Source organism: Streptomyces sp. NPDC028991, from assembly GCF_055564775.1.
The window spans coordinates 104,155-127,389 of sequence record NZ_JBVHVP010000008.1; the positions used below are offsets into that span (position 1 = coordinate 104,155).

At 72.9% G+C, this 23,235-nt stretch carries 20 protein-coding genes; 6 read left to right on the forward strand and 14 right to left on the reverse strand.

The annotated features are described in order from the left end of the window. Positions 1 to 135: 135 nt before the first annotated feature. From ACZ4V1_RS18565 to ACZ4V1_RS18600, 8 genes are all read right to left on the reverse strand, one after another. Positions 136 to 2,436: an SWIM zinc finger family protein gene (locus ACZ4V1_RS18565; RefSeq protein ID WP_468336795.1), complete on the reverse strand. Its 2,301-nt coding sequence runs from the start codon at positions 2,434 to 2,436 to the stop codon at positions 136 to 138. Next, positions 2,433 to 5,603: a DEAD/DEAH box helicase gene (locus tag ACZ4V1_RS18570; RefSeq protein ID WP_468336798.1), complete on the reverse strand. Its 3,171-nt coding sequence runs from the start codon at positions 5,601 to 5,603 to the stop codon at positions 2,433 to 2,435. The genes ACZ4V1_RS18565 and ACZ4V1_RS18570 overlap by 4 nt, the downstream gene beginning before the upstream one ends. Before the next feature lie 144 nt (positions 5,604 to 5,747). Next, positions 5,748 to 6,329: a sugar kinase gene (locus ACZ4V1_RS18575; protein WP_468336801.1), complete on the reverse strand. Its 582-nt coding sequence runs from the start codon at positions 6,327 to 6,329 to the stop codon at positions 5,748 to 5,750. Next, on the reverse strand, positions 6,326 to 7,474 hold the full coding sequence (locus tag ACZ4V1_RS18580) for an ROK family glucokinase (RefSeq protein ID WP_055419429.1): 1,149 nt from the start codon (positions 7,472 to 7,474) through the stop codon (positions 6,326 to 6,328). The genes ACZ4V1_RS18575 and ACZ4V1_RS18580 overlap by 4 nt, the downstream gene beginning before the upstream one ends. A 138-nt stretch (positions 7,475 to 7,612) precedes the next feature. After that, positions 7,613 to 8,419: an ATP-binding cassette domain-containing protein gene (locus ACZ4V1_RS18585; protein WP_468336804.1), complete on the reverse strand. Its 807-nt coding sequence runs from the start codon at positions 8,417 to 8,419 to the stop codon at positions 7,613 to 7,615. Then, positions 8,416 to 9,456, reverse strand: a complete 1,041-nt coding sequence (locus ACZ4V1_RS18590) for an ABC transporter permease (protein WP_468336807.1) — start codon at positions 9,454 to 9,456, stop codon at positions 8,416 to 8,418. The genes ACZ4V1_RS18585 and ACZ4V1_RS18590 overlap by 4 nt, the downstream gene beginning before the upstream one ends. Next, the gene (locus tag ACZ4V1_RS18595; RefSeq protein ID WP_468336810.1) at positions 9,453 to 10,457 is read right to left on the reverse strand and encodes a sugar ABC transporter substrate-binding protein; all 1,005 of its coding nucleotides are present in this window, start codon (positions 10,455 to 10,457) and stop codon (positions 9,453 to 9,455) included. The genes ACZ4V1_RS18590 and ACZ4V1_RS18595 overlap by 4 nt, the downstream gene beginning before the upstream one ends. Before the next feature lie 243 nt (positions 10,458 to 10,700). Next, on the reverse strand, positions 10,701 to 11,438 hold the full coding sequence (locus ACZ4V1_RS18600; RefSeq protein WP_468337325.1) for a myo-inositol degradation transcriptional regulator: 738 nt from the start codon (positions 11,436 to 11,438) through the stop codon (positions 10,701 to 10,703). Between the two features lie 129 nt (positions 11,439 to 11,567). Between ACZ4V1_RS18600 and ACZ4V1_RS18605 the strand changes: the two genes are divergently transcribed. Beyond that, entirely contained in the window at positions 11,568 to 12,590 is a 1,023-nt protein-coding gene (locus ACZ4V1_RS18605; protein WP_468336813.1) for a Gfo/Idh/MocA family protein, read from the forward strand. A 22-nt stretch (positions 12,591 to 12,612) separates the two neighbouring features. Here the strand turns inward: ACZ4V1_RS18605 and ACZ4V1_RS18610 are convergent, their stop codons facing one another. Together ACZ4V1_RS18610 and ACZ4V1_RS18615 are read right to left on the reverse strand one after the other, a co-directional pair. Continuing rightward, the gene (locus ACZ4V1_RS18610; RefSeq protein WP_468336816.1) at positions 12,613 to 13,323 is read right to left on the reverse strand and encodes a response regulator transcription factor; all 711 of its coding nucleotides are present in this window, start codon (positions 13,321 to 13,323) and stop codon (positions 12,613 to 12,615) included. Between the two features lie 84 nt (positions 13,324 to 13,407). Continuing rightward, the gene (locus ACZ4V1_RS18615) at positions 13,408 to 14,667 is read right to left on the reverse strand and encodes a sensor histidine kinase (RefSeq protein WP_468336819.1); all 1,260 of its coding nucleotides are present in this window, start codon (positions 14,665 to 14,667) and stop codon (positions 13,408 to 13,410) included. A gap of 171 nt (positions 14,668 to 14,838) precedes the next feature. On the opposite strand from ACZ4V1_RS18615, the gene ACZ4V1_RS18620 reads away from it, so the two are divergent. Then, positions 14,839 to 15,039, forward strand: a complete 201-nt coding sequence (locus tag ACZ4V1_RS18620) for a hypothetical protein (RefSeq protein WP_468336822.1) — start codon at positions 14,839 to 14,841, stop codon at positions 15,037 to 15,039. Positions 15,040 to 15,124: 85 nt separating this feature from the next. On the opposite strand, the gene ACZ4V1_RS18625 is transcribed toward ACZ4V1_RS18620, so the two are convergent. After that, positions 15,125 to 15,520, reverse strand: a complete 396-nt coding sequence (locus ACZ4V1_RS18625; RefSeq protein WP_468336825.1) for a guanyl-specific ribonuclease — start codon at positions 15,518 to 15,520, stop codon at positions 15,125 to 15,127. Positions 15,521 to 15,741: 221 nt separating this feature from the next. On the opposite strand from ACZ4V1_RS18625, the gene ACZ4V1_RS18630 reads away from it, so the two are divergent. Continuing rightward, complete coding sequence (locus ACZ4V1_RS18630) at positions 15,742 to 16,512, forward strand: SDR family oxidoreductase (RefSeq protein ID WP_468336828.1); 771 nt, start codon at positions 15,742 to 15,744, stop codon at positions 16,510 to 16,512. A 120-nt stretch (positions 16,513 to 16,632) separates the two neighbouring features. On the opposite strand, the gene alc is transcribed toward ACZ4V1_RS18630, so the two are convergent. Continuing rightward, positions 16,633 to 17,763: an allantoicase gene (alc, locus tag ACZ4V1_RS18635; RefSeq protein ID WP_468336831.1), complete on the reverse strand. Its 1,131-nt coding sequence runs from the start codon at positions 17,761 to 17,763 to the stop codon at positions 16,633 to 16,635. A gap of 61 nt (positions 17,764 to 17,824) precedes the next feature. Next, positions 17,825 to 19,162: an allantoinase AllB gene (allB, locus tag ACZ4V1_RS18640; RefSeq protein WP_468336834.1), complete on the reverse strand. Its 1,338-nt coding sequence runs from the start codon at positions 19,160 to 19,162 to the stop codon at positions 17,825 to 17,827. Positions 19,163 to 19,396: 234 nt separating this feature from the next. Here allB and allR point away from each other — a divergent pair, with 234 nt between their 5' ends. Then, complete coding sequence (gene allR / locus ACZ4V1_RS18645; protein WP_468336837.1) at positions 19,397 to 20,200, forward strand: allantoin degradation transcriptional regulator AllR; 804 nt, start codon at positions 19,397 to 19,399, stop codon at positions 20,198 to 20,200. 66 nt (positions 20,201 to 20,266) lie between these two features. Here the strand turns inward: allR and ACZ4V1_RS18650 are convergent, their stop codons facing one another. Further along, the gene (locus ACZ4V1_RS18650) at positions 20,267 to 20,581 is read right to left on the reverse strand and encodes a DUF5955 family protein (protein ID WP_468336840.1); all 315 of its coding nucleotides are present in this window, start codon (positions 20,579 to 20,581) and stop codon (positions 20,267 to 20,269) included. Positions 20,582 to 20,779: 198 nt separating this feature from the next. Between ACZ4V1_RS18650 and ACZ4V1_RS18655 the strand changes: the two genes are divergently transcribed. Together ACZ4V1_RS18655 and aceB are read left to right on the forward strand one after the other, a co-directional pair. After that, positions 20,780 to 21,385, forward strand: coding sequence for a nucleotidyltransferase family protein (locus tag ACZ4V1_RS18655; protein WP_468336843.1), 606 nt, complete (start codon positions 20,780 to 20,782; stop codon positions 21,383 to 21,385). A 184-nt stretch (positions 21,386 to 21,569) separates the two neighbouring features. After that, a complete protein-coding gene (gene aceB / locus ACZ4V1_RS18660; RefSeq protein ID WP_468336846.1) occupies positions 21,570 to 23,192 on the forward strand; it encodes a malate synthase A in 1,623 nt (540 codons plus the stop codon). The last annotated feature ends 43 nt before the right edge of the window (positions 23,193 to 23,235 follow it).

Genomic DNA, 23,235 nt, shown 5'->3' on the forward strand with positions numbered 1-23,235 from the left:
GCCGAGGCTCCGCCGGCCGGTCCTCCCCGCCGGGCGGACCCGGCGTTCGCTCCGGAGGTGTTCGACGCTTCGGCTCCCGGCCGCGCCTGCTCAGCCGTACGTCGCTCAGCGTCCGGCCCGCAGCGGCCGACCGCGTCACTGGTCCGCGGGCGTGCCCAGGCCGGTGAGGGCCCCGACCGGGTCGAGGTCGGGGGTCCCTCGGGGCCACCAGTCGTCGTGGCCTGGTTCGGACTCGTAGGCGTACCACAGGCCCGTGCGGCCGAGGCGGAGTTGTGTGTGCCCCTCGGGGTGGGTGAGGCGGTTGCGCCAGGGGCGAAAGGCGGGGAGGTCGGCGGCGAGCAGAAGCGGGCGTGCGCGGTCGAAGCGGCCGGCCGGCGGATCCCAGGGATCCTCCAGGACGTCGAGGCCCTCCGGGCCGCCCTGGCGCCAGGCGGCCACCGCGCGCGCCAGGTCCGTCGTACCCCGCCCGGCGGCACCGGCGAGGGACGCGTACAGAGCACGACTGCCGGCCGTGAGGCCGGAACCGGGGCGGGCCGCTGCCAGGCGGACGGCGTCCTGCCACAGTGTCAGCCCGCCGACCGGGTCACGGCCGGTGGTGAGCAGGGCGTGGGCGCGGGCGGCGGCATCGGTCGCCAGCTGGTCCAGCGCGAAGGGGTCGGGGCCGCCGGGTGCCGCCGGGTAGGCCGGGGGCTGTTCCGGATGCGGGGGCGGGGGCAGCGGCGCCGGGAGGGGCGGCAGGGCGCGCGCGGCCAGTGCCTCGCCCGCCCGGACACCGGGCAGGGGCGCCGGTCCGCGGTCCTGGGCGGCGCGGGCGGCGCGGGCCGCGTTGAGCCGGGACAGGGCGTCGAGCAGCTCGCGTTCGCCCCGGCCGCGCAGCAGGAGCAGCACGAAGGGGTCGGCGTCGAGCAGCCGTGCCGTCTGGTAGCAGAGGGCGGCGGCATGCTTGCACGGGTGCCCGGAGTCGGGGCAACTGCACTGCGGGACGAGGTCGCCGGGGCCGGGAAGCAGGGGAACACCGCAGTCGGCCAGGGAGTGGGGCAGTTCCTTGTCGAGGAGGGCGGCGATGTGCCCCGGCCGCTCGACGGCGGCGTCCAGGAACCGCTCCCAGCCGGCGTCGTCGAGCGTGCGCAGCCGCACCTGCACTCGGTACGGCCGGGGCCGGCCGCCCTGCACGTAGGCGAGGACCAGGCCGGGCGTCACGGTGATGGCGTCGACGTGTCCGCGTTCGGCGTATCCACGCCCTCGCGCCAGCCGCGCGGCGTCCAGGGCGCCCTCCTCCAACGCGGTCACCCACGCGTTTCCCCACCAGGTCCCGGCAAGGCCCTCGTTCGCCGCCCGGGGCGGGAGGGCGGGGAAGGTACGACGGAGCTCGCCGTCACGGCCCGGGGCGGCCATCGAGCGAGGGGTACGAGGGTTCGCGGGCGGTGTGGGAGACCCCTGGCCGGGTGCCACCGGGTGGAGCACTCGGCCCGGCGCCGCCGGGACCCGCTCCGGTCGCGGTTCCTCCTGCGGCCGTGGCGGCGGTGGCCCGTGCGACGACGTGGGCCGGAGCCACGGCTCACCGGCGGCTGACGCCGAGGCTTCGGCGGGGCCCTCTGGATGCGCGGCCCGAGAGGACACGGGAGTGGACGCGGGAGTGGACCGGGGGGCGGGAGCCTCAGCGGTGGGGGACTCTCCGTCGGTGTCCGCCTCCGGGGGCAGCCGGAACGCGTCCGCGGCGAAGTCCCGTACCGCGCGGGCGCGGGCGTCGGCGGTGCGCGGCCCGGCGCTTCCCTGCGGACGGCGGTCCGGGCGGGACGGCCGCCGCGTGCCCTCCGCTCCCTTGGCCGCGGTGTCCGCCGTCGCCTGCCGACGAGCCGCCCGCAACGCCTCACGCGCCACATCCCCCGGGCGGGTGTCACTGCCGCGCGCGGAGCCGGGGCGTTCCGCGGGCGCGTCGGGGGAAGAGGGCGTCGGAGCAGGGGCGGTCGTCTCGCCGGGGACCGGCCCGGCAGGGCGAGGGCGAGTCACCTCTTCGGGCCCGTCCGCTTCCTCTCCCGTCTCCCCCGTCGCCGCGCCCGTTCCGCCGTCCTCCCCCGGGTGTCGTGCGGTCCGCGCGCTCCGCAGGGCCGCGCGTGCGACGTCCCCCGGGCGGGACCGCCCGGTGTGCGCCTCCGGCCGCCGGTCCCGGCTCGGGTCCTGGCTCGGGTCCTGGTCCTGGTCCTGGCACTGGTCATGGTCATCGTCGTGGTGCCCGTGCTCGTGCCCGTGCCCGTGCTCGTGCCGGTGCTGATCCTGTTGCTGGTCGTGGCCTTGCTCCGGCACCGGCTGGGCGCGGTCGGTCGTGCCCGCGCCCGCTCCGGCGTCCGCTTCGGCGGGGGCGTCCGGCGCTCCCTCATCGCGCTCGCGAGCCTCGCGCAAGGCGCGGCGGGCCTCGTCGGCGGGCCGGGGAGTCATGACGGCCTCCGCAGGGACACCAGGTCGGACAGTTCACGGACCGTCAGTTCGGTGAGGGCCGCCTCGCCGGAGCCGAGGACGGCGTCGGCCAGGGCCCGCTTGGACTCGAGCATCTCGGCGATGCGGTCCTCGACCGTGCCCTCGGTGATGAGCCGGTGGACCTGGACCGGCTGGGTCTGGCCGATGCGGTAGGCGCGGTCGGTGGCCTGTTCCTCGACCGCCGGATTCCACCAGCGGTCGAAGTGCACGACGTGGCCGGCGCGGGTGAGGTTCAGGCCGGTGCCGGCGGCCTTCAGGGAGAGGACGAGAACGGGGCTCGCTCCGCTCTGGAAGCGGTCCACCATGCGCTCGCGTTCCGGCACCGGCGTACCGCCGTGCAGCAGGTCGACCGGGACCGCGCGGGCGGTCAGGTGGGAGGTGATGAGGCGGGCCATGCCGACGTACTGCGTGAAGACGAGCGCCGATCCGTCCTCCGCGAGCAGCGTGTCCAAGAGCTCGTCCAGCAGGGCGAGTTTGCCGGAACGGGCGGTCAGCCGGTCGGCGCCGCCGGCCGGGTGTTCCTCCTTCAGGAACAGCGCGGGGTGGTCGCAGATCTGCTTGAGCGAGGTCAGGAGCTTGAGCACCAGACCGCGGCGGCCCATGCCCTCGGCCGACTCGATGGCGAGCATCGACTCGCGCACCACCGCCTCGTACAGCGCGGCCTGTTCGCGGGTGAGCGGGACGGGGTGGTCCGTCTCGGTCTTCGGCGGCAGCTCCGGGACGATGCCCGGGTCGGACTTCTTGCGGCGGAGCAGGAAGGGCCGGATCAGACCGGCGAGGCGCGCCACCGCTTCCTCGTCCTCGCCGTTCTCCACCGCGCGGGCGTGCCGGGCGCGGAAGGACTTCAGGGGGCCGAGAAGCCCGGGGGTGGTCCAGTCGAGCAGCGCCCACAGCTCGGAGAGGTTGTTCTCCACCGGTGTGCCGGTCAGCGCCACGCGCGCGGGGGACGGGATCGTGCGCAGCGCCTTGGCCGTCGCCGAGTACGGATTCTTGACGTGCTGTGCCTCGTCCGCGACGACCATGCCCCAGGGCCGCTCGGCCAGAGTCGCCGCGGCGGACCGCATCGTGCCGTACGTGGTGAGGACGAAGCCGCCGGTCAGGTCGTCCAGTGTGCGGTCGGGGCCGTGAAAGCGGCGGACGGGGACGCCGGGCGCGAACCGGGTGATCTCCCGCTGCCAGTTGCCCAGCAGGGAGGCGGGGCAGACCACCAGCGTCGGTGCGGTGCGGGCCCGCTTGAGGTGCAGGGCGATGACGGTGACCGTCTTGCCGAGGCCCATGTCGTCGGCGAGGCAACCGCCGAGGCCGAGGGAGGTCATGAGGTCGAGCCAGGCCAGGCCTCGCAACTGGTAGTCGCGGAGGGTGGCGCGCAGGCCGGACGGCGGTTCGGCGGGGCGGACACCGGCCGTGAGCCGGTCGCGCAGGGCGGCCAGCGCGCCGACCGGTACCACGTCGACCGTCTCACCGTCGGCCTCCGCGGTGCCGGTCAGCGCGGCGGACAGGGCGTCGACCGGGTCGAGCAGGCCCAGGTCGCGCTTACGGGCGCGGCGGACCAGGGCGGGATCGACCAGCACCCACCTGTCGCGCAGCCGGACGACCGGACGGTGAGCCTCCGCGAGGGTGTCCATCTCGGCCTCGGTGAGGGGGTCGCCGCCGATCGCCAGCTGCCAGCGGAACCGGAGGAGATCCTCGCTCTCGAAGAAGCCGGTGCCGTCGGTCGCGGAGCCGGGCGCGGGCCGGATCACCGCCGTCGCGGTGAGGTCCTGGGCCAGGTCGCGGGGCCAGTGCACGGCTACCCCGGCGGCGGAGAGCCGGCCGGCCGCCACGCCCAGCAGGTCGACGACCTCCTCCTCGGACAGGCTCAGGACGTCGGGCACGTCCTGCTCGGTGAGCCGGTCGAGCGGCGGCCAGATCCGCGCCGCGCGCCGCACCGCCAGGGCGGCGTCCACGCGGGCGCGTGGTCCGAACGCCGCGTCGGCCGCTCCCGACCACAGGTCCGCCGCATCGGCCACGAGCGTGGGATCGGCGAGACTGTGCACCTGGACGACGGCCGCCCCCGCGCTCCGGACGCCGCCGTCGCCCTCGTCGTCCCCGTCGAACAGGTCGTACGCCGACAGATCCAGGCGGAGCGAGATCCGCACGCCCGCGTCCATGCCGGCGGCGACCTCCGCGGCCCAGTCGTGTGCGTCGGGCAGTCGCTGGGCCCCGCGTGCGGCGAAGGGCCGGCCCGAGGCGTGGGGCGCGGCCGGGGTGCGGGGCAGGGTGTCGGCGACCGCGTCCAGGAAGGCGCGGACGAGCGCTTCCGGTTCCGGCAGCCGGATCGGGCCGGTGCCGTCCAGTGGGACCGCGTGGCCCTCCGGGGGCAGCGCGGCGGCCACCGCCCGCAGGTGCGCGATGTCGTCGGGGTCCAGCGGGCCGGCCCGCCAGGCGTCGTGTCCGGTCGTCGTCAGGCCCGGCAGCAGCCGGCCGCGCGCGGCGAGCCGCAGGGCGTGCAGGGCCGCGGCGCCCCAGCAGGCGGTGGCCGGGTGAGCGGCCGGGTCGTGCCGGGCGCGCACCAGGAGGGGCAGCGCCTCGACGAGCGGGAGCGACAACGCGGGCGTCGCCCGGCGCCGCACCCCGGCGCCGTGCCGCCGCACGACGGTGAGTTCCGTGGGCCCGGCGGGCCTCGCGCCGGCCCCGGAAGACGACGCGGCTGCCATGCCCCCGGGGGAGGAGGCCGCCGGCACGCCCCCGGGTGGGAAGACGGCGGGTGTGCCACCCGGGCGCCAGGCGGCAACAGCCCCGTCGTCCGGCGACGTGGGGGCGGGAGCCCCAGCCCCTTCCTCGGGAGACCAGGCGGCAGCGGCCCCGCCGTCCGGCGGCGCGACGGTGGCACCGTACTCAGGGGCGGCACCGTGCTCAGGGGCGGCACCGTGCTCAGGGGTGGCACCGTGCTCGGGGGCGGCGGTGTCGACGGGCCCGCCGTCGGGGTCCCAGAAGGCGATCCGCCCGTCGCGCGGGAGCGGCGCGGGCAGGAAGACGGCGGCGAGCCGGACGGGGACGGACGGGACGGGCTCCCGGGGCTGACCCGCCGCGTCCCGCTCCCCCGCTCGCCCCGCGGTCATCGTGTCCACCACGGCCATGTCGCTCATACGTCCTGTCACCTCCCGCCCGTGTGCCGGATCAGATGTCTTCGACTCTAAGGGCGGGGTCTGACAATCGGCCCCGGCGGTCTGCCGGGCCTGGTCGGCACACGGGCCTGCCGGCGCACGGCCCCCGTCGGCGCACGGCCCCGGTCAGGGAACCGTGCGCGAGACGACGTACACCATCGGGAAGTCCGGATCTTCCATGTTCACGACGACATCCTGGGTGGGCGCCGGGTTCCGCTGCTCGTTGACGAGGCCGTACCAGGAGCCGGGCCCGCCGAACTCCCAGCCGGTGACCTGCCGGGCGCGGTCACTGATGGCGATCTTGCCGCTCTCCAGTGCGTCCCGGTCCACGCCCAGACCCGCCAGGAAGGCGTCCAGACCGGCGCCGGTGGTCTCGAACTGGACGTAGAGGCGACTGGTCTTCCAGTTGTTCGTCTCGTAGTACGCGACCTCTTCGGACGGGACCGGGACGGGCACCTCGTAGATGCGGCGCTGCAGTTTGGAGGGCCAGCCCTCGGTCATGCCGGTCGCCGCGTACTTCGCCTCCTTCTCCCTGCCGCTGTCCCGGCTCTGGTTGGCGGAGATCATGAGGTAGCCGGCCGGGACACCGATGAGCAGCACGATGATGAGCAGGGTGAGCGACCGGCGGCGGATCATGTGCCGGCGGTCCTCGGCCTCGGGCCGGGGCTCGTCCGGGGGCCCGGCCTGATGGGGCAGGGGGCCCGTCACAGCGACTCCCGGGACGTGCGGCGGGCCTCCGCGTACCGCTCGTAGCGCTCGTAGCGCTCCACCCGGCGCCGCTTGGCGCGGCGGAACCTGCGGGCGACCAGCCGGGACAGGTCGGCGGCACCCACCATGCCGGCCTCCGGCCCCAGCTGGGCGCGGACGATGCGGGCCTCGGGGCGGTAGCCGCGGCCGGTGAGCTGGCGCTTGAAGGCGTCGCGTGCGGGGCCGATCAGCAGGTCGTCGGCGGCGCTGACCCCGCCGCCGATCACGAAGCAGGACGGGTCGAGGGCTGCCGCGAGGTTCGCGATGCCGACGCCGAGCCACTGGCCGATGTCCTGGAGCAGCTCGATGCACATGGCGTCGCCGTCGCGGGCCAGCTCGGTGATCATCGGGCCGGTGATGTCGCCGATGCTGCCCTTGACGTGCTCGATGATCCCGTACGCCACCGGCGAGTCGGCGGCGGCCAGCTCGCGGGCCTCCCGGACCAGGGCGTTGCCGGAGCTGTACTGCTCCCAGCAGCCGCGGTTGCCGCACGGGCAGCGGTGGCCGCCGGGGACGACCTGCATGTGGCCGAACTCTCCGGCGACCCCGTACTTGCCGCGCTTGACCTGGCCGTCCTCCAGGATCGCGCCGCCGATGCCGGTGCCGAGCGTGATCATGACCAGGTGGTCCTCGCCGCGGCCGGCGCCGAAGCGCCACTCGGCCCAGGCGGCGGTGTTGGCGTCGTTGTCCACCAGGACGGGCACGGCGAGACGGCCGGCGATGCGGTCGCGCAGGGGTTCGTTGCGCCAGGACAGGTGGGGTGCGAACAGCACCCGGTTGCGGTCGGCGTCGACCCAGCCGGCCGCGCCGATGCCGACGGCGTGCACGTCGTGCCGGTCGGAGAGGTCCAGCACCAGCTCGACGATGGTGTCCTCGACGACCTTGGGACTCTTGGACTTGTCCGGCGTCTCCGTGCGGAGCTTCTCCAGGATGTTGCCGTCGGCGTCCACGACGCCCGCCATGACTTTCGTGCCGCCGATGTCGATGCCGACCGTCGGCACGCGGGGTGCCGTGAGGTGCGAGCGGCGTTCCCTCGTGCCCACGGTGCGCAGGACCGGGGCGCGGCGGGAGCCGATGGGCGCGGTGAAGTCGCGGTAGGTGCTCATCGGGTGCGATTGTGCCGCACGGCTGTGCCGGGTGCCGAATGGGACAGGGTGGCGGGAACGGTCGGCGGCCGCGAGCGGGTGGGGCGTGGTCGCTCGCGCCCACGCGGCGGAGCCGCGGACCGGCCCGGTCCCCTGCCGCTAGCGGCGTTCCAGTTCATGGCGCAGATCATCCAGTTCCGTGCCACCGGCCATCTGCCGGGTCAGCTCGTCCAGGGTGACTTCGTCACGGGTGCTGTTGCCCACCATCGTGCCGCGCTTCAGCAGGACGAACCTGTCTCCCACCAGGTACGCGTGGTGCGGGTTGTGGGTGATCAGGACGACGCCCAGGCCCTGGTCCCGTGCCGCCGCGACGTACTTCAGGACGACTCCCGACTGCTTCACACCCAGTGCCGCCGTCGGCTCGTCGAGCACCAGCACCTTCGCGCCGAAGTGCACCGCGCGGGCGATCGCCACGCACTGGCGCTCACCACCGGAGAGGGTGCCGATGGGCTGGTCGACGTCGCGCAGGTCGATGCCCATGCGGAGGAGTTCCGCACGGGTGGTACGGCGCATGCGGTCGACGTCCATGCGCTTGAACGGGGCGACGCCCTTGCGTGGTTCGGAGCCGAGGAAGAAGTTGCGCCAGACCGGCATGAGGGGGACGACGGCCAGGTCCTGGTAGACGGTGGCGATGCCGCGGTCCAGGGCCTCGCGCGGGGAGGAGAGGCGGGTCTCCTCGCCGTCGAGGTTCAGGGTGCCGCCGTCGTGCTGGTGCAGCCCGGCGATGATCTTGATGAGTGTCGACTTGCCGGCGCCGTTGTCGCCGAGCACGCAGGTGATCTCGCCCGCGTGCACCTCGAGCGAGACCCCTTCCAGGGCCCGGACGTTCCCGTAGTTCTTGCTGACGTCGGCCAGCTCCACGAGCGCCGTGCGGCTGCCCGGCGTACCGCCTTCGGTCTGCGTCACTTGGTGGCCTCCGCGCGCTTGCGGACCCAGGCGTTGAGCAGGGTCGCGAGGAGCAGCATCGCTCCGAGGAAGAACTTGAACCAGTCGGGGTTCCACTCGGCGAAGACGATGCCCTTGCTGGTCATGCCGAAGATGAACGCGCCGACCGCCGAGCCGACGGCGCTGCCGTAGCCGCCGGTGATCAGGCAGCCGCCGATGACGGCCGCGATGATGTAGATCAGCTCGTTGCCCACGCCCTCGCCGGACTGGACGACGTCGTAGGAGAAGAGCAGGTGCTGGCCCGCGATCCAGGCGCCGAGTCCCACGCCCATGTAGAGGCCGATCTTGGTCTTCGTGACCGGTACGCCCACCGCGCGGGCGGCGTCCTGGTTGCCGCCGACCGCGAAGATCCAGTTGCCGGCGCGGGTGCGCAGCAGGATCCAGCTGGCGACGGCGACCAGGGCGAGCCACCACAGGATGGTGACCTTGAAGCCGACGCCGCCGACGGTGAGCGTGGAGGCGAAGACCTCGCGGGCGGAGGGGAAGCCCTCCATGTCCGCGATCGTCTTCGTGGAGACGGTGCCGTCGATCAGCTTGGTGAAGCCCAGGTTCAGGCCCGTCAGCATCAGGAAGGTGCCGAGCGTGATGATGAAGCTGGGGAGCTTGGTGCGGGTGAGCATGAAGCCGTTGAAGGCCCCGATCGCCAGGGTGACCAGCAGGGAGACGCCGACGCCGACCCAGACGTTGGCGGTCATCTGGTAGCTGAACATCGACGAGACCAGGGCCGACGAGGTGACCATGACGCCCGCGGACAGGTCGAACTCGCCGCCGATCATCAGCAGCGCCACCGGCACCGCCATGATGCCGATCGTCGAGGCGGCGTAGAGGACCGTGCTGAGGCTCGTGGCGCGCAGGAAGCTGTCGGCGAAGAACGCGAAGAAGACGAAGACGGCGATCGCGCCGACGACGGAGCCGAGCTCCGGGCGGCCCAGCAGTTTCCGCAGCGGCGAGATCTGCAGAATCCTTTCGTCGGACCGGGCCTCCGTGATGGCGCTCATCGAGTGCCCCGCTTCGTGTAGTCGGCCAGCTCCGCGGCGTCCTCCTTGGTGATGATCTGCGGCCCGGTGAGCACCGGCCGGCCGCCGCCGAGGACGTCGGCGTTGTACTTGTACAGCCACAGCAGGTCGACCGCCTCGTAGCCCTGGAGGTAGGGCTGCTGGTCGACGGCGAAGCCGAGGGTTCCGTCCTCCAGTCCGGCGGCCACCTTGGCGTTGAGGTCGAAGGTGTCGATCTCGGCGTCGCTGCCCGCGCCCTGCTTGGCCTTCACGGCGGTGTCGGCGTAGGGGGCGCCGAGGGTGACCACCGCGTCGACCGACTTGTCGGTCTGGAGCTTGGCCTCGATGGCGGACTGCACGTCCGGCATGCTGGTGCCGTTGACGTAGAGCCGCTGGACCCTGCCGTCGAAGGTCTTCTCGACGCCGTCGCAGCGCTGCTCGTGACCGACGTTGCCCTGCTCGTGCAGCACGCAGATCGCCTGCTCGCGCCCCCGCTCGTTCAGTTCCTCGCCGACCGCCTCGCCGGCGATCGTCTCGTCCTGGCCGATGTGCGTGAGGGCGCCGAACTCCTTGGACTCCTCGGAGCCGGAGTTCACGGTGATCACGGGGATGCCGGCTTTCCGGGCACGGGCCAGGGCGGACTTCATGGCGGCGGGCTTGGCGAGCGTGACGATGATCCCGTCGACCTTCTTGTCGATGGCCGCGTTCACGAGCTGCGCCTGCTGCTGGGCCTCGTCGTCCTGGGAGTACAGGAAGTTGATGTTGTCCTTCAGCGCGGCCTGCTCGGCGCCGCTCTGGACGATGTCCCAGAACGAGTCGCCATCTCCCGAGTGAGTGATCATCGCGAAGGTCCAGCGGGGCGTGTTCACCGCCGCCTTCCCCTGCGCCGACGCGGCCTTGCGGGCGTCCTCGGCGCGCTTGCCGCCCGTACTGCTGCACCCGGCCAGGGACACCGACAGTGCCCCTGCCAGCGCTATGCCCACCCATGTCCGAAACCGTGCCACGAGGCCGTGCCCTTCTTGCTGTGCCGTGCTGTGCGTGCCGGGGTTCCGCGGGAACCCGGCCGGGTTCTCGAAACCCCAAACGCCCCATTGTCCGACATGGCACTCGATCACTCGGCGCCGGGGAGCAGACGTCGGTCACATTGTCCGGACATTGGGACGGCCCCGCACGGCGAAGCGCACCGCGCGTGGCCCGGCGATCGGCACGGCTGACGACACGGCGCCCGGGCCGGCGGTCGGCGCAGGTCAGGACCGTACGAGCAACTGGAACTCGAAGGAGTAGCGGGACGGCCGGTAGCTGTGCGTGCCGAACTCGACCGCGCGTCCCGTGTCGTCGAACGTCGTGCGCTCCATGGTGAGCAGGGGCGCGCCCTCGGCCTCGCCGAGCCGCTCGGCCTCGCCGACGGTGGCGGCGCGGGCGCCGATGCACTGGCGGGCGCTGTGCAGGGTGATCCCGGCGGCGCGCATCAGCCGGTACAGGCCGGTGGCCTCCAGTTGCCCGGTGTCCAGGTCGAAGAGACCCGGCGGCAGGTAGTTGCAGAGATACGCCATCGGCTCCCCGTGGGTCAGCCGCAGCCGCTCCACCCGGTGCACGTCGCTCTCCTCGGCGACGCCGAGTGCGGCGGCGATCCCGGCGGTGGCGGGGACGACGGTGTTCACCAGGACCTTCGTGGCCGGGCGCTGCCCCGCCGCCTCCAGGTCGTCGTAGAGGCTGCTGAGCTCGAGCGGGCGTTTGACCTTGCTGTGCACGACCTGGGTGCCGACTCCCCGGCGGCGCACGAGCAGGCCTTTGTCGACCAGCGACTGGATGGCCTGGCGGACCGTGGGCCGGGACAGGCCGAGCCGCGCGGCGAGCTCGATCTCGTTGCCGAGCAGGCTGCCGGGGGTCAGCGCGCCGTGCTCGATCGCCGCCTCGAGCTGCTGCGACAGCTGGAAGTACAGCGGCACGGGGCTGCTGCGATCCACGCTGAGGTCCAGCGACACGGTCGGGTCCACTTCTGGTTTCGGCACGGGGCGAGCGTAGCTCCGTGCACTGTTGACGGGAAGTTGTGTAGTTCGATTGTCCGGACATACGCATTGACAGCGCGAGGGCTGTGAGCCCACTTTGATTCCATGCGCATCGGGGTCATCGGTACGGGCCGCATCGGCACCGTGCACGCCAACACGCTCAGCCGCCATCGCGACGTCGGGTCCCTGATCCTCACGGACGCCGACCTCCCACGGGCTCAGGACCTGGCCCACCGGCTGGGTGAGACGGCGGCTCCGGGAGTGGACGAGATCTTCCGGTGGGGTGTGGACGCCGTGGTCATCACCACGGCGACACCGGCCCACGCCGAACTGATCGGCCGGGCGGCCCGCTCGGGGCTGCCGGTCTTCTGCGAGAAGCCCATCGCGCTGGACCTGCCCGGCACGCTCCAGGCGATCGACGAGGTGGAGACCGCGGGGACGATCCTTCAGATGGGGTTCCAGCGCCGCTTCGACGCCGGCTACACCGGGGCCCGTGAGGCGGTACGGTCCGGTCGGCTCGGCCGGCTGCACACCGTGCGGGCGGTGACCAGCGACCAGGCGCCGCCGCCGGCCGCCTACCTGCCGCAGTCCGGCGGGCTCTACCGGGACACGCTGATCCACGACTTCGACGTCCTGCGCTGGGTGACCGGCCGGGAGGTCGCCGACGTGTACGCGGCCGGGTCCGACGCCGGGCCGCCGATGTTCCGGGCGGCTGACGACGTCGACACGGGCGCGGCCTTGCTCACGCTGGACGACGGCACGCTGGCCACGGTGACCGCGACGCGGCTGAACGGGGCGGGGTACGACGTGCGCATGGAACTGGCCGGGGAACTGGACCAGATCGTCGTGGGTCTGGACGACCGTACGCCGATCGCCTCCACGGAGCCGACCGGGCCACCGGCCGCGGACAAGCCGTGGACCGGCTTCGTGGAACGCTTCGGTCCCGCCTACGAGGCCGAGCTGACCACCTTCGTGGAGGTCGTGCGCGGCGAGCGGGCCAACCCGTGCGACGGGCGCGAGGCGCTGCGGGCCCTGCGGATCGCCGAGGCCTGCGAGCTCTCCCGGCGTGAGCGCAGACCCGTGCGGCTCGCGGAGATCGCGGGTGCCGCGGCGTCCGTGGCCGGGTGAACGGGGAAGCACCGGCCCCCGCTCACCCGCGCCCGTTTTCCCCGTCCTGCCCGTCCTCCCCGTCCTCCCCGGCTTCGTCCAGCAGCCCCGCGTCGTAGACGAGCAGAGCTACCTGGACCCGGTTGTCGAGGTCGAGCTTGGCCAGGATGCGGGAGACGTGCGTCTTGACGGTGGCGACGCTCATGAACAGCCGCGCCGCGATGGCGGCGTTGGCCATGCCCCGGCCGACCGCGACGGCGACCTCGCGTTCGCGGTCGTTGAGGGCGGCGACGCGCGTACGCGCGCTTGCGCGCCTGGTGTCGGCGGCGGTACCGGCCGCGTGCTCCATCAGCCGCCGGGTCACGGCGGGCGACAGGACGGGGTCGCCGGCCGCGACCCTGCGCACGGCGTCGAGGATCTCCGCGGGCGGGGTGTCCTTGAGGACGAACCCGGCGGCGCCCGCGCGCAGGGCGCGCAGCACCTGCTCGTCGGCGTGGAAGGTGGTGAGCACGACGACCTGCGGGGCGTCCGCGCGGCCCCGCAGCCGCTCGGTGGCCGTCAGACCGTCCACCACCGGCATCCGGATATCCATCAGGACGACGTCGGGGTGAGTGCGGTCGACGAGCGCCTCCACCTCGTCGCCGTCGGCGGCCTCACCGACGATCTCGACGTCTTCGGTACCGCCCAGCATGAAGGACAGCCCGGCCCGCACCAGCGGGTCGTCGTCGACGAGGAGCAGTCTGATCGCAGTCATGGCCCATACGTAATCATGGTTGCCGGTCGTCGACTTGGCCGCTGCGGCGGCTGTGGCGACGGCCGTCCGGTCGCGGGCCCCGCGTCACCCCCACGGCAGCCGCGCCCGCACTTCGAAGCCGCCCTCCGGCGTGGGTCCGTGGACCAGGGTGCCGCCCGTGAGCGTGGCGCGCTCGGTCAGCCCGATCAGGCCCTGCCCGGAGCCGGGCACGTCGGGTACCTCGCCCTCGGGCGGGGCGTTGCGCACGGACATGACGAGACCGTCGCCCGGAGCGCCGGTGACGGAGACGGCGACCTCGGTGCCGGGGGCGTGCTTGCGCGCGTTGGTCAGGGCCTCCTGGGCGATGCGGTATGCCGTGCGGCCGACGGAGGCCGGAACCGCGGCGGGGTCGGTGACACGGCCCGTGAGGGCGACCTTCATGCCGGCCTGACGGGACTCGGCGACCAGCGCGTCGAGTGCCGCCAGCGTCGGCTGGGGCCGGCCCCCTTCGTCGGCCTCCCCCGCCCGCAGGACGCCGATGATCTCCCGCAGGTCCTGGAGCGCCTCGTGTGCGCTTTCCCGGATGACACCGGCCGCCCGGGCCACGTCCTCGCGGGGTGCGTCGGGCCGGAACTCCAGGGCGCCCGCGTGCACGCTGAGCAGCGTCAGCCGGTGCGCGAGGACGTCGTGCATCTCGCGGGCGATGGCCTCCCGGGCCAGTCGTTGCGCCTGTTCGGCACGCAGTCGCGCCTCCGTCTCGGCGCGCCTGGCCCGGTCCCGCAGGCTCAGCAGGAGCTGGCGTTTGGACCGGACGAGCAGGCCCCAGCCGATGATCGCGACGGTGAGCAGCAGGGCGATGACGAGCGACGCCAGGTAGGGCAGGCCGGGTTCCGGGCGCATCCAGTAGTACAGGGGCGTCAGGGCGAAGCTCGCACCGCCGGTCCAGGCCACGTACCGGAAGGGCCGGTGCACGGCGAGCGTGAACAGGGAGGCGAGTACGGCGCCTCCCGCGGTGGCCGAGACCAGGGAGACGGGCACCATGGCCACCGCCAGCCCGACCGGCCACCGGCGCCGGAACCAGACGGCGGCGCAGGCCAGGGCGCCGATGACCTGGTCGGCGACCTCCATGGCCGGTGACAGGTTCGGTTCGTCCTGGAGTACGTCGGCGGCCAGCAGTCCGATGACGACCGCCAGCAGGAAACACGCGAAATCGACGAACCAGTCCCGCGCGGTCCGCCGGGGCCGGCCGCCGGGCCGCCGCGCTTCCGGGTACAGGTCCTCGACCAGCGCCGCCGGCAGCACCCACCGCCGCCTCGCGAAGGCGGGCGGTGTCGTGGCCTGCTTGTCGGTGTTCACAGTCGACAAATCTACGCAGCGACGGCGGCCGGTACGGCGGGGAGAGCGGGATCAGCGACCAAAGTCGCGGGACCGTCGACTTTCGACGGTCCCGCGACCTGCAGGACGGCGTCTTCCGTCGGGCAGGGCTCGCCCCGCGGCCGATGCGTGTGGGGGGACCGCGGGGCGAGAGTCGGGGGCATGAAGGAATTGCTGGAGTTCCTGGGCCTGATCGCCGTGATTCAGGGTGTGGCGGGTCTGGTCCACGAGTTCACGGACTGGAACTGGGGCCTGGTGCAGCGGATCGGTCTCCTCGACGGCTACGAGGTCTACGCGAGTGTCGTGCTGCTCGCTCTCGGCGGCGCGCTGTTCGCCGCCGCCGAGAGCCGGAGAGCCGGGTGAACCCGGGGCCGGGACCGCCCCCGGCCCTGGGACCGCTCCCTGATCGGATGGCCGCAGCCATCGGCGGCCGAAGCCGACGAGGCCGTCAGCAGCCGTGGTCGACGAGGTCGAACGAGGCGTAGTGGTCGGCCGTGTAGTAGTCCTCCTGGGACGCCTCACCGGTGACGATCCGGCGGGCACCACGCGTGTCGGAGCCGGGGGTGATCACCGTGTACTCGTGGTAGTAGCCGGTGGACCGGCCGGGCAGGATGCCCTCCCGGTTCTGGAACACGGTCCCGTCCTGTTCGAAGGGGTAGGGGCCGCCCTGCTCGATCAGGTCGAGCGTGTCGTGCGCCTGCGAGGGCAGGTCGCTGTAGCAGATGTCGCCGACCGAGGCGGGGGCGGCGCCCGCCGTGGTCGCGGAGACGGTGCCGCCCACGAGGAGGGCGGACAGGACTGCGGCTGCCGCGCCGAGCCGAGCGGCGCGTGGGGGGAATCGCATGACCTCATGATGACGCGCGTAGACAGTGGCATGTCAATGACAAGGTCGTGGAGTTTCCCGGTAAGTCGTATGTGTTTTCGGCGAGTTCACCGTGGTGCGAAGCGAGCCGAGACGCCCTCGTCGACGAACCGGACCGGACTCCGCCGAGGCCGAGACGCATCGGTCAGGTCGACGTCCGTTCGCCGCCAGCGTGCGGAGGTCCGGCCCGCTGGGATGGACCCATGAACACGAACACGGAATCGGTTACTCACTCCTCGGCGCCGCTGAGCGGCCGTACCGCCCTGGTGACGGGCGGCAGCCGGGGCATCGGAGCGGCGACCGCGCTGCGGCTCGCGCGGGACGGCGCGGACGTGGCCCTCACCTACGTGAACGGCAAGGACGCGGCGGAGGACGTCGTACGGGCCGTCGAGGCGCTGGGGCGCCGGGCGGTCGCCCTGCGGGCGGACTCCGCCGACGCCGACGAGGCGGCCGGGGTGGTGGAGCGGGCGGCGCGGGCACTCAGCGGCGGCCTCGACGTGCTGGTCAACAACGTGGGCCTCGGCCTGCTGGGCCCGCTGGAGGGCCTGTCGCTCGCCGATGTGGACCGGCTGCTGGCGGTGAACGTGCGCGGGGTCTTCCTGACCTCGCAGGCGGCCGCGTCCCGCATGTCCGAGGGCGGCCGGATCATCACGATCGGCACCTGCATGACCCAGCGGGTGCCCGGTCCCGGCGGAACGCTGTACGCGACGAGCAAGTCGGCGCTGATCGGGCTGACCAAGGCCCTGGCCAGGGAGTTGGGCCCGCGGGGGATCACGGCGAACATCGTGCACCCCGGGCCGATCGACACCGGCATGAACCCGGCGGACGGTCCCTACGCGGACGGGCAGGCGGCCATGACGGCGCTGGGCCGCTTCGGCACGGCGGACGAGGTCGCGTCGACGGTGGCGTACCTGGCCGGTGCCTCGTACGTCACGGGCGCGGAGTTCGCCGTGGACGGCGGGCACGCGGCGTAGGTCACACGCGCTCGCCGGCGTACACGCGCGGGGCGCACCGGTGCTGTCCAGCCGGTGCGCCCCGCGGGTCCGGGAGGGCCGGCCGCCCCGTTCCGGTGGGGCGGCCGGTCCGTTCGTGCGTCAGCCGCCGAGTTCCTGGTGGCGGGCGGCCAGGTGGGTCGCGCCGTCCTCGGTCAGGGAGCCGAACAGGCGCAGCCGGGAGATGCCGCCGTCGGGGAAGATGTCGACGCGCGCGTGGGTGCCGACGGCCGCCTCGGGCAGGACGAAGCGGTGGTTGGTGTCGGGCTGCATCCGGGTGCGCGGCAGTACCTCGCGCCACTCGCCGTCCTCACCGTCCTTCACGGACACCGACGCCCAGCCGGCCGAGTTGCCCTTCAGGTACGCCGTGTCGATCTCGACCGCGCGGATCCGGGAGCGGTCCACCAGCCGGTAGCTGATCCAGTCGTTGCCCCGGTCGCGGCGGCGGCGGGTCTCCCAGCCGTCGTCCATCTTGCGGGAGCGGCCCGGCTGGATGGTGTTGGTGGCCGGCGAGTAGAAGAGGTTGGAGGCGTCCTCGACCTGGCCGCCGTTCTCCAGGGCGACCACGTCGAAGGTGCCGAGGGCCGTGAGCCAGGCCGGGTCCGGGACGACCTCGCCGTACACGCGCAGACGGGCGATGCCGCCGTCCGGGTGCTGCTTGAGCCGGAGGTGGGTGAAGCGCTGCTCGGCCGAGACGGCGAAGCCGTTGGCCGCGTGGCCGCCGACCGCGGTACGCGGGACGAGGGTCGTCCACTTCACGTCGTGCGCGAGCAGTTCCTCGGGCGACGGGGAGCCGGCGACCGAGGCGCCCTCGACGGAGACCGCCTGCGGGTAGTTGCCGCGGAAGTGGGCGGTGTCGACGACGATGCCGCGGATCACGCCGGGCGCGCCGAGGCGGATCAGCGCCCAGTCGTGGTCGTCCTCGGTCGGCCAGGGCTGCTCGGCCGAGACGCCGCGCCGCCGGCGGGTCTCCCAGCCGTCCATGACCTTGCCCTTGTGCCCGAAGTGCTCGGGGTCGAACTCGGCGGGCTCGGGCACCAGCAGGTTCTCGCGCTGGGCGAAGAACTCGTCGTTGGCGGCGACGACACCCGCGCCGAGCTGCCGGTCGGCAAGGTTGGCGTACTGGGTGAAGGGGAGGTCGGCGGTGCGGTAGTCCGCGTACGGGTCGCCGCCTCCGTAGGGGTTCGCGTCGCCGGTGAAGCTGGCCAACGAGGGATTCTGCTGGGCCGTCACGGTGATCAGGTGTTCCTTCCGGGTCGTTCGGGATGATCTGGATTCAGGAGGTCCGGACCTGTCAGGGCCGGGTGAGGAGCCGTCCCTTCGGCTCGGTGAACGCGCCGTCCGCCACGACGCGCCGTCCGCGCAGCCAGGTGGACTTCACGACCCCGTACAGGGTCTTGCCCGCGTACGCGGTGACGCGGTTGCGGTGCTGGAGGGCGGCCGGGTCGACGGTGAAGGTCTCGTCGGGGGCGAGGACCGCGAGGTCGGCGTCGTGGCCGGCCGCAATGGCGCCCTTGCGCCCGTCGAGCCCCACCTGGCGCGCCGTGTGCGTCGACATCCAGCGCACGATGTCCTCCAGGCCCAGACCGCGCTCGCGGGCCGCGGTCCACATGGCCGGCAGGCTGAGCTGGAGGCCGGCGATGCCGCCCCAGGCGGTGGCGAAGTCGTCGGTCTTGAGGTCGGCGGTGGACGGCGAGTGGTCGGTGACCACGCAGTCGATGGTGCCGTCCGCCAGCGCCTGCCACAGCAGGTCCTGGTTGGCGGCTTCGCGGATGGGCGGGCAGCACTTGAACTCGCTCGCGCCGTCCGGCACTTCCTCGGCGGTGAGGGTGAGGTAGTGGGGGCACGTCTCGACCGTGACCCGTACGCCCTCGGCGCGGGCGTCGGCGATCAGCGGCAGGGCGTCGCTGGAGGACAGGTGGAGCACGTGCACGCGCGCGTTGAGCCGCTTCGCCTGGGCGAGGAGGGTGGCGATCGCGGTGTCCTCGGCGTCGCGCGGACGGCTGGCGAGGAAGTGGGAGTACTCCGGGCCGCCCTGCTGCGGGGCCGCGGCCAGGTGGTGCGGGTCCTCGGCGTGCACGATCAGCAGGCCGTCGAAGGCCGCGATCTCCGCCAGGGACCGGGCGAGCTGCTCCTGGTCGAGGTGCGGGAACTCGTCCACGCCCGACGGCGACAGGAAGGCCTTGAAGCCGAAGACCCCGGCCTCGTGCAGCGGGCGCAGGTGCTTGACGTTGTCGGGCAGGGCACCGCCCCAGAAGCCGACGTCGATGTGCGCCTTGTCGGCGGCGACCTCGCGCTTGGTGCGCAGGTTCTCGACCGTCGTGGTCGGCGGGATGGAGTTGAGCGGCATGTCGACGAGGGTGGTGATGCCGCCGGCCGCCGCGGCGCGGGTGGCGGTCCAGAAGCCCTCCCACTCGGTGCGGCCGGGGTCGTTCACGTGCACGTGGGTGTCGACCAGGCCGGGCAGGACGACGTGGTCGCCGACGTCCTCCAACCGGGCGCCCGCCGGGACGGGGGCGTCGTACGGCAGGACGGCTGTGATCTTCTCCCCGGTCACCGCGATCGACGCGGCGCGTATCCCCTCGGGAGTGATGACGCGCGTCGAGCGCAGCACCAGTTCGGCTTCGGACACCCGGACCTCACTTTCTGCCGCTGATTTCAACGTTCTGTTGAAGGAGTCTTCATTCCCGCTTCCGCGCCGTCAAGAGGCACCCTTTGTGCGGGCATGCCCAGCGGGTCCACCCTGGACGTTTCCACAAAGCGGAATTAGAATTCCAGCAAGCAGAACGTAGCTACGTACAAGCCGGTAGTCAACCGGCCGCCGGGTACGCTTCTTTCTCCCCGCCAGCCTCGAAAGGAACGTGCCGTGCCGACGTCCAGCGCCAGCACCACCGACTCCGCCAGGTCCGCCTCAGGCGGCGTCCAGTCCCTGGAGCGCGCCTTCGACCTGCTCGAACGGATGGCGGACGCGGGCGGCGAGGTCGGCCTCAGCGAGCTCTCCGCGAGCAGCGGGCTGCCGCTGCCGACCATCCACCGCCTGATGCGCACGCTCGTGGCCTGCGGATACGTACGCCAGCAGCCCAACCGCCGCTACGCGCTCGGCCCTCGGCTGATCCGGCTCGGCGAGTCCGCCGCCCGGCTGCTCGGCACCTGGGCCCGCCCGCACCTGGCCCGCCTGGTCGAGGAGACCGGCGAGACGGCGAACATGGCGCTGCTCGACGGGGACGAGATCGTGTACGTCGCCCAGGTGCCGTCCAAGCACTCCATGCGCATGTTCACCGAGGTCGGCCGACGCGTCCTGCCGCACTCCACCGGCGTCGGCAAGGCGCTGCTCGCGGACTTCCCCGCGGACGAGGTGCGGGCCCTGCTGGGCCGGACCGGGATGCCGGCCGCGACCGAGAAGACGATCACCACGCCGGACGGCTTCATCGCGGCACTGGAGGACGTGCGGCGCCAGGGGTACGCGATCGACGACAACGAGCAGGAGATCGGTGTCCGCTGTCTGGCCGTCTCCGTGCCGAACTCCCCCACCGCGGCCGCCATCTCGATCTCCGGCCCGGCCGGCCGGGTCACGGAGGCCGCGACCGACCGGATGGTGCCGCTGCTCCAGCAGGTGGCGGCGGAGCTGTCGGAAGCCCTGCTCACCTCGAACGGCAACCCGGCCGCGTAGCCGGCACCCGCGCCGCCCGCACCCGCGCCGCCCGCACCCGCGGCGCGGGACTCGGTGGCGCGGGACTCAGCGGCGCGGAGGGTCGCCGAACAGCTCCACGGCGTGACGAACCTCCGTCAGCCCCCGGGACAGGGCGCTGACGGAGCCGATCGCGCCGGCTATCAGCAACAGGGCCCGGTGCAGCCGCGGCACCTCGGGGACACCGTGGCTCGTCATCGCGGCGAGATCGGCGAGTTCGTCCTCCGCGATGGCCCGGTCCGGGAAGTCGGCAGGCAGCAGGGCGAGTTGGCGGCGCAACCGGGACACCGCGGTCCGCAGTGCCGCCACCCTCACGTCCTCGTCACCGACGGTCACTTGCCTCTGCCCCAAGCTCCGCAACACAGCCGTACCCCCTCGCACCCCGTTGTGCGCCCCTACCTGGTGATCGTGCCGAGCGCCCCTGACGCGGGTCGGGCGCCGGGGACGCGGGCCAGTAAACGCCACCTCGTACCGGACGCGCCACCGCGCGGACCGAATTTCAGTCTTCCTAAACCCCGCGCACGCCGGAGCGTCCGGCGGGCGGTCAGGTATGCAGGACGCATGACCGACAACGAAGGCCAGGTAGCGGGGCTGCTGCTCGCCGCCGGGGGCGGGCGGCGACTGGGCGGACGCCCCAAGGCGCTGCTCGAACACCGCGGACATCCGCTCGTCGAACACGCGATCACGGCGTTGCGCGCGGCCGGTTGCGCCCGCGTGCACGTCGTACTGGGAGCGCGGGCGGAGGAGGTACGCGCGCGGGCGACGGCGACGCTCGACGGGTGCGTCGTCGTGGACAACCCCGGCTGGGAGCAGGGCATGGGGTCGTCACTGCGTGCCGGGCTCGGTTCACTGGCCGGGACGGGCACCCGGGCCGCACTGGTCTCGCTGGTGGACCAGCCCGGCATCGGCGCGGAGGCGATGACACGCGTGCGTGCCGGATACCGGGACGAATCGTCGCTCGCCTCGGCGGTGTACGCGGGCGTGCGCGGACATCCCGTCCTCCTCGGCGCCGCACACTGGGCGGGAATCTCCGCGACTGCCACCGGCGACCGGGGGGCACGCGCCTACCTGAGGGACCACGAGGCGGAGATCGCGCTCGTGGAGTGCGGGGACGTGGCGCGGCCGTACGACATCGACACCGAGGCCGACCTGCGCCACCTTGAGTGAGGAGCGTGGCACTGGGCGCCACCTTCCCTCGACTCAGAGAATCTCGACATCAACAAACCATTGAAGTTCCACGATGAGGAAACTACTATCCACTGACCAGAAGCACCCGACCGCACAACGGGTGCGCTATGCCCCATACGTGCTCGTTGGCACCCGGTGCCACCGCTGAAGGAAGTGACAGCTCATGTCCGCACCAGCGCCGTCCACGCTGGCCATCGTCGACGCCGAGCCCCTGCCCCGGCAGGAGGAGGTCCTCACCGATGCGGCGCTCGCCTTCGTGGCCGAGCTGCACCGGCGGTTCACGCCCCGGCGTGACGAGCTCCTCGCCCGCCGTGCTGAGCGCCGCGCCGAGATCGCCCGCACCTCCACGCTCGACTTCCTCCCGGAGACCGCCGCCGTCCGCGCGGACGACTCCTGGAAGGTGGCCCCCGCTCCGGCCGCGCTGCAGGACCGCCGGGTCGAGATCACCGGCCCCACCGACCGCAAGATGACGATCAACGCCCTCAACTCGGGCGCAAAGGTCTGGCTCGCCGACTTCGAGGACGCCTCCGCGCCGACCTGGGAGAACGTCGTCCTCGGCCAGCTCAACCTGGCATCCGCCTACACCCGGAGCATCGACTTCACCGACGAGCGCACCGGCAAGTCGTACGCCCTGCGCCCGGACGAGGAGCTGGCGACGGTCGTCATGCGCCCGCGCGGCTGGCACCTCGACGAGCGCCACCTCCAGGTCGACGGCCGGCCGGTGCCGGGCGCGCTGGTCGACTTCGGCCTGTACTTCTTCCACAACGCGCAGCGCCTGCTGGACCTCGGCAAGGGGCCGTACTTCTACCTCCCGAAGACGGAGTCGCACCTGGAGGCCCGGCTCTGGAACGAGGTGTTCGTCTTCGCGCAGGACTACGTCGGCATCCCGCAGGGGACCGTCCGCGCCACCGTCCTGATCGAGACGATCACGGCCGCGTACGAGATGGAGGAGATCCTCTACGAACTGCGCGACCACGCCTCCGGTCTGAACGCCGGCCGCTGGGACTACCTCTTCTCCATCGTCAAGAACTTCCGTGACGGCGGCGAGAAGTTCGTCCTCCCGGACCGCAACGCGGTGACGATGACCGCCCCGTTCATGCGGGCGTACACCGAACTCCTCGTCCGCACCTGCCACAAGCGGGGCGCGCACGCGATCGGCGGCATGGCGGCGTTCATCCCGTCCCGCCGGGACGCCGAGGTCAACAAGGTGGCCTTCGAGAAGGTCCGCGCCGACAAGGACCGCGAGGCCGGCGACGGCTTCGACGGCTCCTGGGTCGCCCACCCCGACCTGGTCCCGATCGCCATGGAGTCCTTCGACAAGGTCCTCGGCGACAAGCCGAACCAGAAGGACCGCCTGCGCGAGGACGTCGACGTCAAGGCCGCCGACCTGATCGCGATCGACTCCCTGGACGCCAAGCCGACGTACGCGGGTCTGGTCAACGCCGTGCAGGTGGGCATCCGCTACATCGAGGCGTGGCTGCGCGGCCTCGGCGCGGTGGCCATCTTCAACCTGATGGAGGACGCGGCCACCGCCGAGATCTCCCGCTCGCAGATCTGGCAGTGGATCAACGCGGAGGTCGTCCTCGACAACGGCGAGCAGGTCACCGCGGAGCTGGCCCGCAAGGTCGCCGCCGAGGAGCTGGCGAACATCCGCGCCGAGATCGGCGACGAGGCCTTCGCCGCCGGCGACTGGCAGCAGGCCCACGACCTGCTGCTCACCGTCTCCCTCGACGAGGACTACGCCGACTTCCTGACCCTGCCGGCGTACGAGCAGCTCAAGGGCTGACGCCCGACTCGGTGCAGGCCCGTTCGCGCCCCCGGTACCGCAC